Origin of the sequence: Pseudoalteromonas sp. S3785, assembly GCF_005887365.1 — a bacterium.
Lineage (GTDB): Bacteria > Pseudomonadota > Gammaproteobacteria > Enterobacterales > Alteromonadaceae > Pseudoalteromonas.
In genome coordinates, this window is record NZ_PNCT01000054.1 from 1 (window position 1) to 15,435 (window position 15,435).

The window sequence follows — 15,435 nt, forward strand, 5'->3', positions numbered from 1 at the left end:
AACTGAGCTATCGAGGCACTTATACAGTGCTGATTAAAAATAACAAAGTATTTTTAATGCAATTCCCACTCAACGTTATCGGCTGAGCCATTTGGGCGTGCGGCGTATTAAACGAGTTTTGCCCTTACAAGTCAACTTTTTTTTTACTCTTTATAACTGTTTGAACGGTTTTCACACAACAATGCAAGTTTTTATATACTAATGTTTATTTATCCAGCAAAAAATTACGAAAAACCTTAATTTAATCAATTAAACCAGACTAAAAACGTAGTGAATTATTTTACGTAAATGATACGATTACTTTGGAAATACGGTAAGGGCTTATCGTAATAACAAATACCAATGGGAACAATCAATGCAGAGTAAATTCTCTTCGCCTGTGAAAGGCTTACTGCCGCTTTTTTTAATAATTAATATTGCAGTAACAGCGCTTGCTATTGTTGCCTTCGCGTTTTATTCGCAAAACACACAACCTGCACCAGCAGCCAAACAAAAAGTAAGTATTACGAAACTTGCACAGCAACTTGATTTACCAATGGTAGATGCACTTACTATGTATGGGCAAGGTAAGGTTCGTCAGCTACTTGAACTTACCTCAATATTAGATGATGAGTTTGAATATACGCTTTATCGCTTTAATGCCACCTCAGAAACCCAACTTGTATATAGCAGCACTAAACCCGCTATCGAGTCTAAAAAAGTAAATGAGCATTTAACTGAGCAAGGCGTATTACACCATATATTACTATTAAACGACCAACCCATTGGTGAACTAATAATAAAACAGCAGTTACCAGCAGTGCCTTTAACGCAGCAAGACTCGCAAGTAATAGCCTATATTATTGCAATTGTGAGCGTGTTTGCCTTATTTGCATTAGCCTTACTATTTAATACCTATATAAATACCCGCTTGCGTAAAAGCAGCCATTTATTAAATGAAGAACTGCAAGCAATTACTGAAAATGGCAATTACGAAAGTAAAGTAAGTGAAAAACTAGACTTAGGCTTATCTGGCGTTGCTAAAAACATTAATTTACTGCTTGGTAAAGTTAACTCAGTAATGTCTGAAAAAGAGGCTGCGCAAAAGGAGCTACAAAAATTACAAACTGGCCTTGAGAGTGAAGTACAGCAAAGAACGATTGCATTAGAGCAAGCTACATTAAAGGCACAGCGCGCTAGCGAAACCAAAACCACCTTTTTAGCCACTATGAGCCATGAAATCCGCACGCCTATGAACGGCGTAATTGGCACTATTGATTTATTAAGACAAACAGAGCTTGATGGTGCGCAGCATCGCTTAAGTACCATTATCCGTGAGTCAGCGTTTTCATTACTGAGTATTTTGGATGACATTTTAGACTTTTCAAAAATTGAAGCGGGTAAACTAAATATCGACCCTACGCCTTTTTCTGTTACCGATACAATTGAAGAGGTAGCTCGGGTACTTTCATCTGTTGCTAAAAAACGTCAATTAGATTTAGAGCTTTCTATTGCACCAGATATTCCTACCAATCTAACTGGCGATACAATCCGAGTTCGCCAAGTGCTGTATAACCTATGCAGTAATGCAATTAAGTTCACCAGCACCGATGACAAACGCCAAGGTCATGTAAAAATATCGGTAGAGGTCGCTCATAATACAGCGGATCATTTTACGCTGCGTTTTTGTGTAACCGATAACGGCAAGGGCATGACCCAGGCGCAGCTGCGAGAAATATTTAATCCGTTTGTACAAGCAGAAAACTCAATTACCCGCGAATACGGTGGGACAGGTTTAGGGCTTTCGATTTGTAAAAGTTTAACAGAGCTTATGCTCGGTACTATTAATGTAACGAGCCATGCTGGTATTGGTAGCGAGTTTACCGTTGAACTGCCATTTGGTACCTCTGGAAAAATTAAATACGCACATAAAAATGCACTCAATGGTAAACACGTTGTGGTTGTAAGTAACCATTTAGAACGTGAAAAAGCGATGTACCGCTATTTATCGTTTATGGGCGCTAAAATTACTTACGTGCACGATCAACAAGAAATAGAAGCACAACAAGAGCACCGCGATATTATATGGGTTGTTGATGGCATAGACGATATGGAAAGGGTTAACTCTTTATTACGTCGTCTTATATACTCGCTTGAAGATAACAACCAGCAAGTTGTGGTGTTAAGTAAGCTTGATGAAGCTGCTATAAACCATAAAAATGTATTTTATATAAATGCTTCCCCGCTTTGTAAGTCTAACTTTATGATGTCGATTTTGGTGGCAGCTGGTTTGCATCAGCCTAAGCAAGTCAAAAAAACAAAAACACTCAACAATTATTTAAATGTTGAACAAGCACGCGATGCAAATAAACTCATTTTACTAGTAGAAGACAACCTACTAAACCAGCAAGTGTTAACTGATCAACTGCACATTTTAGGCTATGGCGTGGAAGTAGCTAACAATGGTGAAGAAGGCTTAGATATGTGGCGTCAAAACAATTACTCGCTCATATTAACCGACTTACACATGCCAAAAATGTCGGGATACGACATGGTTGAAAAAATTCGTGATGAAGCAGAGTTATTAGAGTCTATAGACTCACAGCCTTATATTATTGCCGTTACCGCCAATGCGCTTAAAGGTGAAAAAGAACGTTGCCTTGCTGTTGGTATTAATGATTTTATTACTAAGCCTATAGAGCTTAATGCCCTAGAAGATACCTTAAAGCGTTGGTATGACAAACATAACAAAGACCAAACTGTTGTCATTCATCAAAAACCTGCTATGCCCATTAATATGGATGCGGTATCCACTTATGTAAATGGCGACGAAGCCAAGCAAATACGCTTTTTCAAAATGTTTTTGGAGCAAAGCCAAAGCTTAATTAAAAGCATTAATTCGGGTGTTATGGTTAATGACAGAGATGAGATCAGTGATGCCTGTCATCAACTTAAGTCTATTTCTAAAACAATTGGTGCTGAGGCTGTAGCACAATGTGCACAAGAGTTTGAAGAAAAGTGTAAAAATGCAGAGCTTGATACTGATGAGCTAATCGCACAAAGAGACACCCTTGAGATTGAATACTCTAAAGCTGCACAGTTTTTAAAAGAACAAGTACGCTCAGCAAGCACTGATGAGGAAACGCTCTAGAATATAGCTATAAAAAAAGGGCTAATTAGCCCTTTTTTTGTATCTGTACTTTTATTTTTCTGGCGGTCGATAACCTTCAATTTCTACGTCTTTGTCTTCAAACAAAAAACCAACCATTTGCTCTTCTAAAAACGTACGGTGCTCTGGGTCCATCATATTTAAATGCTTTTCGTTAATTAGCATCGTTTGCTTGTGCTGCCACTGGCCCCATGCTTCTTTAGAGATATTATTAAAAATTTTCTCGCCTAGTTCACCAGGGTATAACTGAAATCCAAGCCCTTCGGCTTCTTTTTGTAACTTTTGACAAAATACTGTACGTGCCATAATTGACTCTCTTAAGCGCTAAATGTAAATAGTTTAACCTATTGAGCTCATTTGTTTAACCAACTTTTTAGTTGGTGCGGCTAAACCCACCTCTATTGATTGATCGAGTGGGTACCACACGAGCTGTTTATCATTTACTACATCCGGTACGCTATCAATATTAAGAACATACGGGTTTATTGTTAGCTCAAAATGCGAAAACACATGAGTAAAAGGCACCCACTCTTCCAGCTCGGTTTTTAAACCTTGCTGATTTAAAAATAACACCATTTCGCTGTATTCATTAAACTCAAAAAAGCCAAATAAACCGCCCCAAATACCGCTACTTGGGCGTTTTTCCATTAAAACTTTCTCGTCATGTTGAATAATTAATTGATGACAACTTTTTTTAGGAACCACTTTTTTAGGTTTAGAATGAGGGAACTCTTTAACTTTTCCTGCGTTAAACGCACCGCAATCGCTATTTAGTGGGCATGCTTGGCAGTCAAAGCGACTGCGCGAGCAAAGACTGGCGCCCAAGTCCATCATGGCTTGGTTAAACTCAGTCACATTGTTTTTAGGGGTTAACTGGGTAGATAAATGCCAAAGTTGGTTTTCTACTTTTTTTACCCCATACCACCCTTCAATCATAAAGTATCGGGCAAGCACTCGCTTAACATTGCCATCTAAAATAGGGTGGTGCTGTCCAAGCGACAGCGATAATACGGCACCTGCCGTAGAGCGCCCTATTCCGGGTAAATCCATGACTTCGTCTAGTGTAGTTGGAAATTTACCTTGGTATTTATCTCGCACTATTTTGGCCGTTTTATGTAAGTTACGTGCCCGTGCGTAGTAACCTAAGCCAGTCCAATGATGCAGCACTAAGTCTTCGTCTGCATTTGCTAAAGCAACGATATCTGGGAAGCTTGCCATAAACTTTTCAAAATATGGAATAACCGTAACAACTTGCGTTTGCTGTAACATTACTTCCGACACCCACACTTTATAAGGCGTTTTAGCTAACTGCCAAGGCAGTGTTTTACGCCCATGAAGGTGATACCAATCAACCACTCGGTTAGCAAACTTGTCTGACTGCTGTTTATTTAAATCCAACATATACTACTTTTACTCATGCTCAATAGCGGCTCAGTCTATTGCAGTTAATAAAAAGATCAAGCGATGAAGGCGCTATAACACGCTAATACTTGTGATTAGCTGCGTGGTCAGGGATAATACGCAACCATTTTTAAACACATTGTTTTTGTCAGGCCAATAATATGAGTGAATCAAGTAACAACAACCTTGAGCAAGCTAAGCAAGAAGGTAAGTATATCCGCACAATTCGCAGTTTTGTAAAACGCGAAGGCCGCTTAACTAAAGGCCAAGCTGCCGCAATTGAAAAGTGCTGGCCAACTATGGGGCTTGAGCATAAAAACGGCCTACTCGACTTAGCCCAAGTATTTGGCAATAACAATGATGTAGTATTAGAAATTGGTTTTGGTATGGGCAAGTCATTAGTTGAAATGGCAAAAAATGCACCACACCTAAACTTTATTGGTATTGAAGTACATCGCCCAGGCGTTGGCGCATGTTTAATGGACGCTGATGAAGCCGGAGTTACTAATTTACGTGTATTTGAACACGATGCAGTAGAAGTACTCGCGGACTGCCTTGCAGATGAAAGCTTAACAACGCTGCAATTATTCTTCCCAGATCCATGGCATAAAAAGCGTCATCATAAACGCCGTATAGTGCAAACAGAATTTGCTGAAAAACTGCGTAGCAAATTAAAAATTGGTGGTGTTTTTCATATGGCTACTGACTGGGAAAACTACGCTGAGCACATGCTAGAAGTTATGCAAGCAGCGCCTGGCTATAAAAATCAGTCATCTACCAACGACTACGTACCGCGCCCAGATTCGCGCCCACTAACTAAGTTTGAACAGCGCGGCCACCGTTTAGGCCATGGCGTGTGGGACTTAATGTTTGAGCGCACAAAGTAATCCACACCTTTTACTAATCAATAATTTGTAAGGCAAAGCCATTTATGAGCGTATTAACCAACCCAAGTTTACTGTTACTTCGTAATAGCGAGGAACTAGTGGGAAAATCTATCTTGGTGGTCAACTTTGTTCAAGATGGCTTTTTAGCAGAGCTAAAACAACTAAATCCTCAAAGTACCATCACCGCATTTAGTTATAACCATGCTAATGGGGAATTTGCTAAAAGAGTAGATGGCGTAAACGTGTGTGTTCATCATGAAATAGATGCCAACGATTATGATTTAGTCATTCTTTATTACCCAAAATCAAAGCCTGAAGTATTAATGGCCCTTGATAATATTCGCGCCGTTATTAACGAAGAAGCACAGCTACTTGTTGTAGGCGAAAATAAAAGTGGCGTTAAATCGATAGAAAAACAGCTCGCGGGCAAAGCAGGTTATAGTAATAAAATCGACTCTGCCAAGCATTGCATTTTATTCTCATTTGAGCAACTAGAGACAACCACTGCGTTTGACATCAGCCGCTACCATAAAACGTTTACCGTAAATGTAGCTGGTGTAGAGTTTGATGCGATCAGTGTTCCAGGGGTTTTTAACCACGGCGCTTTAGATGCTGGTACAAAAATGTTATTAGAAAATGCCCCTACCACTAAACAAGGTAATGTACTGGATTTTGGTTGTGGTGCAGGCTTGATTGCTACTTTTTTAGGTATTAAAAATCCAGCACTTACTTTTACCTGCAGCGATGTAAGCGCACTTGCAACTTATGCAACTGAACAAACATTAAAGCTTAATAATATTAAAGGCAGCACCATTTTAAGTGATGGCTTAAAAAATATTAGCGGCAAGTTTGATTTAATAGTAAGTAACCCACCGTTTCACACTGGTATCGCGACTGACTACACAATTGCTGAAGCATTTTTATCAAATGCTAAACAGCATTTAACCAAAGCTGGTAAGCTATCCATAGTGGCTAATAGCTTTTTAAAATACCCACCTATCTTAGAAGCGCAATTTGGTAGCTTCCATACTGTGTACAAAAATAATAAATTTGCCGTTTACAGTAGCTAACTAATTACACTTATTAGGCTAAGTGTAATTAACACTTAGCCTAACTTTCGAATAAATATCAGAATTAATTTCACGATTTCCCTTCACTTTCTTCGGTTTTTGCTAAACTAAAGTTCTAAATGTAAATATCCTTGCTTAGGCGATGCAGCAATAATGCCAAAAAAAGTACACCAAAAAAGTATTAGAAAAGCGCTGATCAACACCATCATGCTTATCACTGCTATTTGTTTAACATTATCGGTTTCGATTTCTACTTACATGGGTGTAAAAGAACAAAAGGAACTGATCATAAACAAGCTTGTGATCCTCTCTGATATTGTTGCGTTTGATGCATCGGGTTCACTAGTAAATGACGATAGAAAAACAGAAGAAAAACGCTTAAAGTCATTTGAAAAAATCCCCCTTGTAAAAAACATCCACATTTACGCCATAGAAAAAACATCGAGCAAGCCTATGTTTTTTATTAGTTTTAATGCTAAAAAAACTCCGCCGGTGCCCTTGCGCGTAGACAGCATTGAAGAGTTAAAAGAGCCTAGAGTAACCAATAATTATATTGAGCTGATAACACCTGTACTTAACAATGAGCAAGTAGTTGGCTACGTTTATATGCGTGGCAGCCTAGAAAGCCTAGATGAATTTATAAAACAAAAAATAATCATAGATGTTTTCCTCACCCTATTCATATTATTTTTTGTGTACTTTATTGCCATAAACACCCAAAAAAGTATTGCAAACCCTATTGAGCATTTGAGTGGATTACTACAAGACGTTTCAAAAAACCACAACTACGATGTACGCGCCCCTGCGACTAAAGTAAAAGAGGTTACAGCCTTATCAAATAGCTTAAATATCATGCTTACACGTACGCGTAAGCAAATAGAGCGCCATGAAAAAGACAAACTAGAAATAAAGCAACTCAACCAAAGCTTAGAAGAAAAGGTAAATCAAAGAACAATAGCCCTGCGTGAGGCAAACCAAGAATTACTTTCAACCCTTGAGCGAATGCATCAATACCAAGAGCAAATAGTAGAAAACGAAAAAATGGCTTCGTTAGGACAAATGGTAGCTGGGGTGGCGCATGAGGTTAACACCCCTATAGGTTTAGGTATCACGGGTTCAACCTTATTGCGCGACAAACTTGCCGATGTTCAGCTTAGCTTTGATAATAAATCCCTTACTTCTAACCAATTAAAACGCTTTATAGACGAAGGTATTGAAAATCTTGATTTAATTTATCGAAACTTAAATCGAGCAGCCGACCTTATTTCTAACTTTAAAAAGGTAGCTGTAATTCAAGATGACGGGGTTAAAACCCATGTAAATATCCATAAATTAATATCTGACGTGTTGATGTCGATTCAATCAGAGTTGATAAAGTCCAAACCTAACGTTGTGATCAATTGCCCAAGTGACCTAACCATTGAAAGTAAATCAGAACCTCTACAACAAATATTTCAACAGCTTATTTTAAACTCAGCTATTCATGGGTTTGTGGGTAGTGAAAATAACGAAATCCAGTTTGATATAGAAATTACAGGTCCTCAAATAAAAATAATCTACACAGATAACGGTAAAGGCGTTGATAAAAATGTCAAAAATAGGATATTTGACCCATTTGTAACCTCTAAGCGCGGCCAAGGAGCCAGTGGATTAGGTATGCATTTGGTCTACAACCTTGTAACCCAAGCGCTAGGCGGGCATATACAGTATGACCTAGATGCAAAACCCGGCGTACGCTTTGTTATTACAATTCCATAAAAAGTGTTTAAAAAAAGAGTATTTATTTACGCTTTTTACTTGAATTACTATTTAATGACCTTATAGAGAGAGCATGTGATATTTCATGTTTAATTATTTAACTTGATCTAATAATTGGACGATACAATTTATGAACTTTATTGCTTTTGCAGTATCACATACATTGATGAAAGGTTATAAAATGATATAATTCCGTTTTGAATTTGCGCGATTATTTTTAGTACCTTTAAGTGATTGGTGGATGTATCAATTATTAAAGGAAATGGCTTCGTTTTCATAATTCAAAAAGCTGCATCCGTTATATATCATTAAACAGTAGTTTTTGCACAATGCCTTTTGGTTAGTTTGGAACACCCCTACTGTTTTATTTTTATCCAACTTGTTTTTTCTTGTTAACATTTGGGTATAATCCTATAATCTCTAGTAATCGAATTATTTAGTTAAAATTCGATTTTTTGTAAATAAAATATTCCAAAAAGGTTAATTAATAATGCAAACGCCAGTCATTCTAATCGTAGAGGATGAAGACGTAACTCGACTAAACCTCGTGAGTTTATTTGAAGCTGAAGGTTACAAAGTTATTGAAGCCATTGATGGCGATGATATGCATGACAAGCTTACAAATAATGATGACGTCAATCTTGTAGTTATGGACATCAACCTACCGGGTAAAAACGGGCTAATTTTAGCACGTGAATTACGCCAAAAACGCAAAGTCGGTTTAATCTTCTTAACCGGCCGTGATAACGACGTAGACCGTATTTTAGGTTTAGAAATTGGTGCTGATGATTACATCACTAAACCTTTTAACCCTCGTGAATTGACTATACGCGCTCGCAACTTAATTACTCGTACTGCGCTAGGCGGCGAAGAGTCAGTGCTTGAAACTAACGGTGTAATTACATTTAACGGTTGGGAGCTTGACGAAAATAGCCGTTGTTTAACATCACCAAATGGTGATGCTAAGCGTTTACCTAAAGGTGAATACCGCGCTCTTCGTTTAATGCTTGACTCTCCTGGGCGTATTTTTAGCCGTGAGCAACTTATTAAACATATGACTGGCCGCGAGCTTCGCGCTAATGACCGTACGGTAGATGTAACAATTCGTCGTATTCGTAAGCACTTCGAAAGTGATAATTCTACTTCTGAGCTAATCAGCACCATCCATGGTGAAGGTTACCGCTTTATTGGTAAAATCGACGCTTAATTAGAGTAAACCGCTTACTCTAATAATTGTAAAAAAGAATGAAGGGCACTTTGTCCTTCATTTATTTTATCTGCAAGTATATCTAACCACTCTTTTAATACTTCATTTGATTCATCAAGCGCACCGTGTTCCATCTTTTTAGCATGTAACTGTACATCGTTTAATCCTACCGAGCCCGCAGCACCTTTAAGCTTATGCGCCACCGATTTATACTCTTCCCTATCACTTTGGTTTAACGCGCTTTGTAGCTCTTGCTGATATTGCGGGTTTAGTTTTTCAAACAAACCACTGCTGCGCTTAAATACTTCAAGCCCCATAGAGTTTACAAAGTCTTCAATGGTTTCAACATCAAGCACACCTGCATTAATGCCCTCAAGCGCTTCTTTACTCACGGTTAGCAGTGGCTTGCCTGATTCACTTTGTTGAATATCGAACAAATCAGCGAGCATCTTATCAAGCTTTATTGTATTAATTGGTTTAGCAAGCGCCCCTTGCACCGATATACCTTCTAGGTCTTCTTCGGCACTACGTACATTCGCGGTCAGCGCAACAATAGGTAATTTATCAAAGTGGCTATCGGCACGTATTTGTCTTGCCACTTCATCACCATTTATATCGGGCAGTTGCATATCAAGTAGTACTAAATCAAGCTCGTCTTCGGTTTCTACAAACGAAAGTGCATCTTCACCCGTTTCGGCCCAAATCACCTCATGGCCGCGCTGCTCTAACAAGTTAGTCGCAATTTCGGCATTTAATGGCACATCCTCTACAAGTAATATGTATAAACTTCTACCTTCATAGCTTTGCTCGGTAGGCGCTACACATAAGCTAAGCGGTATATTTACGGTAAAGCAGCTACCCTCACCTTCTTTACTCGTTACCGAAATAGTCCCCTTCATTGCACTCACTAACGCTTTGGTTACAGCTAAACCTATACCTGAACCAATCGCATTTTTACCGCTGAGGTCAGGCGCTTTGTAGTACATATCAAATATGCGCGAGAGTTGATCGTCTGGGATCCCTTGTCCTGTGTCTGATATTTTAAGTTCAAGCCATGGGCCATCACTTCGCTCTTCTCGGCTACATGTGAGCTTTACCTCGCCATGCTGGGTAAATTTAACGGCATTATTAATTAAGTTCCACACTACTTGGCGAAGACGCGTTGGGTCTAGGAGTGCATAAACATCTAATGTGCCATTTCGCTCAATTGAAAATTCAAGCTCCTTTTGCTCCGCAATTAACCCGGCAAAGTTCACTACATCGTTTATAAAGTCTGAAACGTTGATTGAGTCGGTTGCTATATCTAACTGCTCTCGGTCTATTTTATCTAAATCTATAATATCGTTAAAAATATTACCTAACGTTTCAGCGCTCGAAAACACTGTATTACACCAACTACGTTGCTGTTTATTAAGCTCTGTATCAAGTAGCATTCGGGTTAAGCCTACAATGCCATTTAATGGTGTGCGCAGCTCATGGCTAAGCGTTGCTATAAACTTACCTTTATCCTTATAGGCTGTTTCAAGCGCTTGTGCGGCTTCTTTACGGCTAGTTATATCACGCCCGAACGCCAATAAACCTATGTAGTCCCCTTGATCGTTTATAAAGGGTAACTTACGCAGCTCAAACCAGCGGTTTTCGCCATTAACCATGTATTCAACGTCAATTGTAAGGGCTTGATGCGTTTGCTCTACTTGTTTATCGGTTCTGAGTACTTCTGCTAAAAAGTAGCTTGGAAAAATTTGCTCTACGGTTTTACCAATTAATTCGGCGCTGGTTTTGCCCATAACCTCTTCAAACATTTTATTACAGCCGGCAAACACACCATTGTTATCTCGGTAATAAAATAAATCGGGGGAAGAGTCGACAATAGAGCGAAGAAGCATGCCTTGTTGAGCAAGTTCTTGTTGAGTTTTTTTACGTTCCGCGATTTCACGGCGTAGCTCTTCAATAGCGCGATGCTTGGCATGAAACGCCATTTTTCGCTCATCTATCTCAATATTAAGGCGGTTAATATTATCTTTTAATGTTTGGTTTAATAGTTTTTCTTGTTTTGTGGCGCTGTCTAAATAAGCGTATGAGGCTTCTAACTGCCTAATCGAATTGAGTAAAATACTGATCATAAAAGGAGATACAACCGCGGTAAAAAATACCACAGCTAAAATATCTACTAAATTAACCTCACCCAGTGCCACATAATAAAACATACTCGACAATATAAGCGACACGCCTAATAAAAGCGCATAGCACATTGCCGCGGTTTTTAACTCACCAAAGCGGGTTATTAAACTAGAAAGTACTCGAGCCCAAGGGCTCAAAGAAGAATCGGTCATAGGTCAGTGTATCTCGTTACTAGGCATAAATAAAAAGTGCCTCTTAATAGTCAAACGCATAGTGCAGCAAATATTAGCATTTTTCTATTAGCTATATTCATGTTGTGCGACAAAAACAGAAAATTTTCATGTTTACTTTTGCCTACTTGTTAAACTCATCATTTCAGCAATAAATTATTTAGTGTAAAATGCTGCGCTTTATTATGATCAATAACGAGTAGCGCACATGCAAACCAACATGCCCGATATAGCAGATACGGCTCCCGCCTTACAAACAGGTAAGTTAGACTGGGTTGGTATGGGCGAAATAGAACTGCCATTTATTTTTGAGTCGAAAGATTTAGCACCCGTTACCGTTAATGCAAAAGCGCGTGCCTTTGTTAATTTGCATAAAGAAGACGCTAAAGGCATTCATATGTCGCGTTTATTTTTAGCGCTTGATTTACTCTCAACAGAGCAACAGGTTAACCCACAAACCTTAGCACAAGCACTCGATACCTTTATTACCAGCCATAAAGGGTTAAGTGACAAAGCCCAAATAGAGTTTAAATTTGAGCTACCGCTGCGACGTAAATCGTTACTAAGTGGAAAAGCGGGTTGGAAAAGCTACCCAATTACCCTAACCAGTACCATTGAAAATAGCGTAATTAATTTTGAGCTAAGCGTTGATGTTACTTACTCATCGACTTGCCCGTGCTCTGCAGCACTTGCTCGCCAGCTAATTCAAAATGCATTTAGCGAAAAATTCAGCCAAGAAACATTGAATCAAAAAGATGTATTAGACTGGTTAGGCACTACGCAAGGCATTGTAGCCACACCGCATTCACAACGCTCAATAGCAAACGTAAAAGTAAAGCTAGATAGCACCACTAGTGAGTTTGACGTAGTCAATTTAATTGATACTTTAGAATCAGAGCTAAAAACGCCTGTACAAGCGGCAGTAAAACGCGAAGATGAGCAAGAGTTTGCCCGCCTTAACGGTCAAAATTTAATGTTTTGTGAAGACGCTGCTCGCAAAATTAAAGCGGTACTTGAGCATAATAATTATAGTGATTACTGGCTGCAAATTAATCACTATGAATCACTTCATGCACATGATGCGGTTGCTATTGCCGTCAAAGGTATTGAGGGCGGCTACAAAGCCTAATATCAGCGCTGCATTAATACTAAATACATACGGTAATTAACGCATAACACCAAATTTTTAGGCACGTAAATTGCTTTGTTTGAGCAGTGTCAATTTGTTGTTATGGAGTTACCGTATGGAATTCGCTTTATTATCAATTTTAGTATTAGTGGTTGGGGCCTCTGTGGTTGCGTCAAAATTTAATGATGATGGCGGAAACCCGTATCCTTTTACCCGCAAACAAACCGTGTTTACACAGGTTGAGGGTGCATTTTTAAATCTTTTAGAGCGTGCGGTAGGCGATCAATATAAAATTGTAAGCCGCGTCAAACTTATCGATGTCATCGACTGTAAGCAAGGGCTATCTGCTAAATCAAAACGTGCAGCTTTAGCTAAAGCTAAAAATAAACAACTCGATTTTGTGCTAGTCGATAAAGAAAAAATGACGATAGTGGCTGCAGTCGATTTAGTTAATAATGCCAACAAAGATGGCCACAAAGCTCAGCGCGACTGGTTTGTAAACGGTGCTCTAGAGTCAGCAGGCATTCCACATATTCGTATGAAAGTAAAATCAGGCTACCGTCCTTCTGAGGTGCGCGATGCAATTATGTTTAAAATAGGCAAACCTGCCGTGCAATCGGCTCGCCCAACTCGTAATCGCGTCAGCAAACCTGCGGTATTGTCACCTTCTCAGGCTAAAGCGCAAACAACTGCCTTAGCCGAAATTTAAAATAGAATTAAATACTCTCCTAAAAGTATTTAAAGCGAGCCGTAAAACAGCTCGCTTTTTTGTTTTTTATTGCTAACTTCACGTATAATCTACGTATTCAAACTCAGGAATCAAACACTATGAATGTTGGTATTATTGGCGCAATGGAGCCAGAAGTTAAAATTTTACGTGAAGCAATGCAAAACCCACAAGTGCTAACTAAAGCAGGGTTTACTTTTTACACAGGCGAATTGGCTGGTAACACAGTAACGCTTGTGCAATCGGGTATTGGTAAAGTGGCATCAACTATTGCAACCACGTTATTAATTGATAACTTTAATCCTAATTGTGTTATTAACACAGGCTCTGCCGGTGGCTTTGATCCCTCATTAAGTGTTGGCGATGTTGTTATTTCTTCAGAAGTACGTCATCACGATGTAGATGTAACTGCTTTTGGCTACGAAATTGGCCAAGTTCCACAAATGCCTGCAGGCTTTGCCGCACACCCAAAACTTGTTGAAGCTGCCGAGCAGACCATTGCCCAAATCAGCGAAGTAAAAACCTTAGTAGGCTTAATTTGTACCGGTGATTCATTTATGTGTGACCCTGTGCGTATTGATAAAGCTCGTAGCGACTTTCCAACAATGCTAGCTGTAGAAATGGAAGGTGCATCTATTGCACAAACATGTTTTGCGCTTAATACTCCATTTGTTGTTATTCGTTCTATGTCTGACATTGCTGGAAAAGAGTCGCCGCAATCGTTTGAAGAATACCTAGAGACTGCATCAATCAATTCATCAAAAATGGTTGTTGCACTATTGGAAAAACTAACAAAAGTTACGCTGTAAATGCTAAGCAATATTGTTCAAAACCATTTGGACTTTATTGCCTTTTTTGTAGCGCTCCTTGCTGAGCGCTTTTTCCCGTTAAAAAGCTGGTATCACCCTAATACAGTATTAACCGCTGTATTTAGTGCTATAGGAAAACGGGTTTATAAACCACATGAGCCTAAAAACTACCTTTATTTAGCCTCCACTCTTGCCTGTACGCTAGTTTTAAGCGTTATTCTTATTATTATTGTGTTACTGCTTGAATTTGCCTTTTATCCTGAGCTGCTAGCGGGCCTCATTTTATATTTGTGCCTTGAAAGCAAAGCGATTGAAAAAAAAGCCCTGCGTGTTGCCAAGCTCGTAAAACAAAACCAAAAATCTACCGCGCGAGAACTTGTAAAGCCACTGCTTGCCCGAGAGGTTAATAAGCTCTCAGCGCCAGGTATCATGAAAGCCTTAATTGAAAGCTTAATTTTACGCACAGCTCGCAATTACTTTACCGTTATATTTATATTTTTATTGCTTGGGCCAATTAACGCTTTAGCGTATCGGCTCCTCACTTTAATACAACACACGTGGCGCGCCGATATATCACCTAACAGCCATTTTTTAAAACCGCTTAAAATACTTTTGTTTGTAATCGAATTTATCCCCGTACGCATACTTGCATTAACCATTGCCGCAAGCAAAGCCAGTAAACAAAGTATGCATTACATAAAGCACTATGGCAGACATTTTTATCAAACAAATACAGGGTGGATTTTAAGTGTGTGCTCCGCCTCTATGGGCGTACAGCTAGGCGGCCCTGCAGTTTATTTTGGTAAGCGCTTTAATAAAATGCGAATTGGTACTGATAGACTGCCATCACCCGATGATGTGCCCGTAATAATTAATAGGTTAAATCAAGCACGTGTATTTTGGCTGTTAGTCATTATCAGCATTGAAATTGTAAAGCTTATTTAGTTT

12 protein-coding genes are annotated in these 15,435 nt (G+C 39.0%); 9 read left to right on the forward strand and 3 right to left on the reverse strand.

The annotated features are described in order from the left end of the window. Positions 1–355: 355 nt before the first annotated feature. Positions 356–3,130 carry a hybrid sensor histidine kinase/response regulator gene (locus tag CWC17_RS13935; RefSeq protein WP_138613523.1) on the forward strand — a complete coding sequence of 925 codons (2,775 nt, stop codon included), beginning with the start codon at positions 356–358 and terminating at the stop codon, positions 3,128–3,130. Between the two features lie 51 nt (positions 3,131–3,181). Here CWC17_RS13935 and CWC17_RS13940 read toward each other — a convergent pair whose 3' ends face one another. Next, entirely contained in the window at positions 3,182–3,454 is a 273-nt protein-coding gene (locus CWC17_RS13940) for an oxidative damage protection protein (RefSeq protein ID WP_004587535.1), read from the reverse strand. Between the two features lie 33 nt (positions 3,455–3,487). Next, complete coding sequence (gene mutY / locus CWC17_RS13945) at positions 3,488–4,549, reverse strand: A/G-specific adenine glycosylase (RefSeq protein ID WP_138613525.1); 1,062 nt, start codon at positions 4,547–4,549, stop codon at positions 3,488–3,490. Between the two features lie 161 nt (positions 4,550–4,710). Here mutY and trmB point away from each other — a divergent pair, with 161 nt between their 5' ends. The 4 genes from trmB to arcA all read left to right on the forward strand — a co-directional run bounded on the left by trmB (position 4,711) and on the right by arcA (position 9,471). Then, positions 4,711–5,436 carry a tRNA (guanosine(46)-N7)-methyltransferase TrmB gene (gene trmB, locus CWC17_RS13950; RefSeq protein ID WP_096042234.1) on the forward strand — a complete coding sequence of 242 codons (726 nt, stop codon included), beginning with the start codon at positions 4,711–4,713 and terminating at the stop codon, positions 5,434–5,436. 44 nt (positions 5,437–5,480) lie between these two features. Continuing rightward, positions 5,481–6,506, forward strand: a complete 1,026-nt coding sequence (locus CWC17_RS13955; RefSeq protein WP_138613527.1) for a methyltransferase — start codon at positions 5,481–5,483, stop codon at positions 6,504–6,506. A 153-nt stretch (positions 6,507–6,659) separates the two neighbouring features. Further along, positions 6,660–8,264 carry a HAMP domain-containing sensor histidine kinase gene (locus CWC17_RS13960; RefSeq protein WP_138613529.1) on the forward strand — a complete coding sequence of 535 codons (1,605 nt, stop codon included), beginning with the start codon at positions 6,660–6,662 and terminating at the stop codon, positions 8,262–8,264. Between the two features lie 490 nt (positions 8,265–8,754). Further along, entirely contained in the window at positions 8,755–9,471 is a 717-nt protein-coding gene (arcA, locus tag CWC17_RS13965; protein WP_004587530.1) for a two-component system response regulator ArcA, read from the forward strand. A 14-nt stretch (positions 9,472–9,485) separates the two neighbouring features. On the opposite strand, the gene arcB is transcribed toward arcA, so the two are convergent. After that, a complete protein-coding gene (gene arcB, locus CWC17_RS13970; RefSeq protein WP_138613531.1) occupies positions 9,486–11,804 on the reverse strand; it encodes an aerobic respiration two-component sensor histidine kinase ArcB in 2,319 nt (772 codons plus the stop codon). A gap of 226 nt (positions 11,805–12,030) precedes the next feature. Between arcB and folE2 the strand changes: the two genes are divergently transcribed. The 4 genes from folE2 to CWC17_RS13990 all read left to right on the forward strand — a co-directional run bounded on the left by folE2 (position 12,031) and on the right by CWC17_RS13990 (position 15,432). Beyond that, entirely contained in the window at positions 12,031–12,951 is a 921-nt protein-coding gene (gene folE2, locus CWC17_RS13975; protein ID WP_138542210.1) for a GTP cyclohydrolase FolE2, read from the forward strand. Positions 12,952–13,066: 115 nt separating this feature from the next. After that, on the forward strand, positions 13,067–13,660 hold the full coding sequence (locus CWC17_RS13980; RefSeq protein WP_055016541.1) for a DUF2726 domain-containing protein: 594 nt from the start codon (positions 13,067–13,069) through the stop codon (positions 13,658–13,660). A 119-nt stretch (positions 13,661–13,779) separates the two neighbouring features. After that, positions 13,780–14,487 (forward strand): 5'-methylthioadenosine/S-adenosylhomocysteine nucleosidase, encoded by a 708-nt coding sequence (mtnN, locus tag CWC17_RS13985; RefSeq protein WP_138613533.1) that lies wholly within the window; start codon positions 13,780–13,782, stop codon positions 14,485–14,487. Further along, positions 14,488–15,432 (forward strand): cobalamin biosynthesis protein CobD/CbiB, encoded by a 945-nt coding sequence (locus tag CWC17_RS13990; protein ID WP_138613535.1) that lies wholly within the window; start codon positions 14,488–14,490, stop codon positions 15,430–15,432. It begins immediately after the preceding gene. Positions 15,433–15,435: the final 3 nt, after the last annotated feature.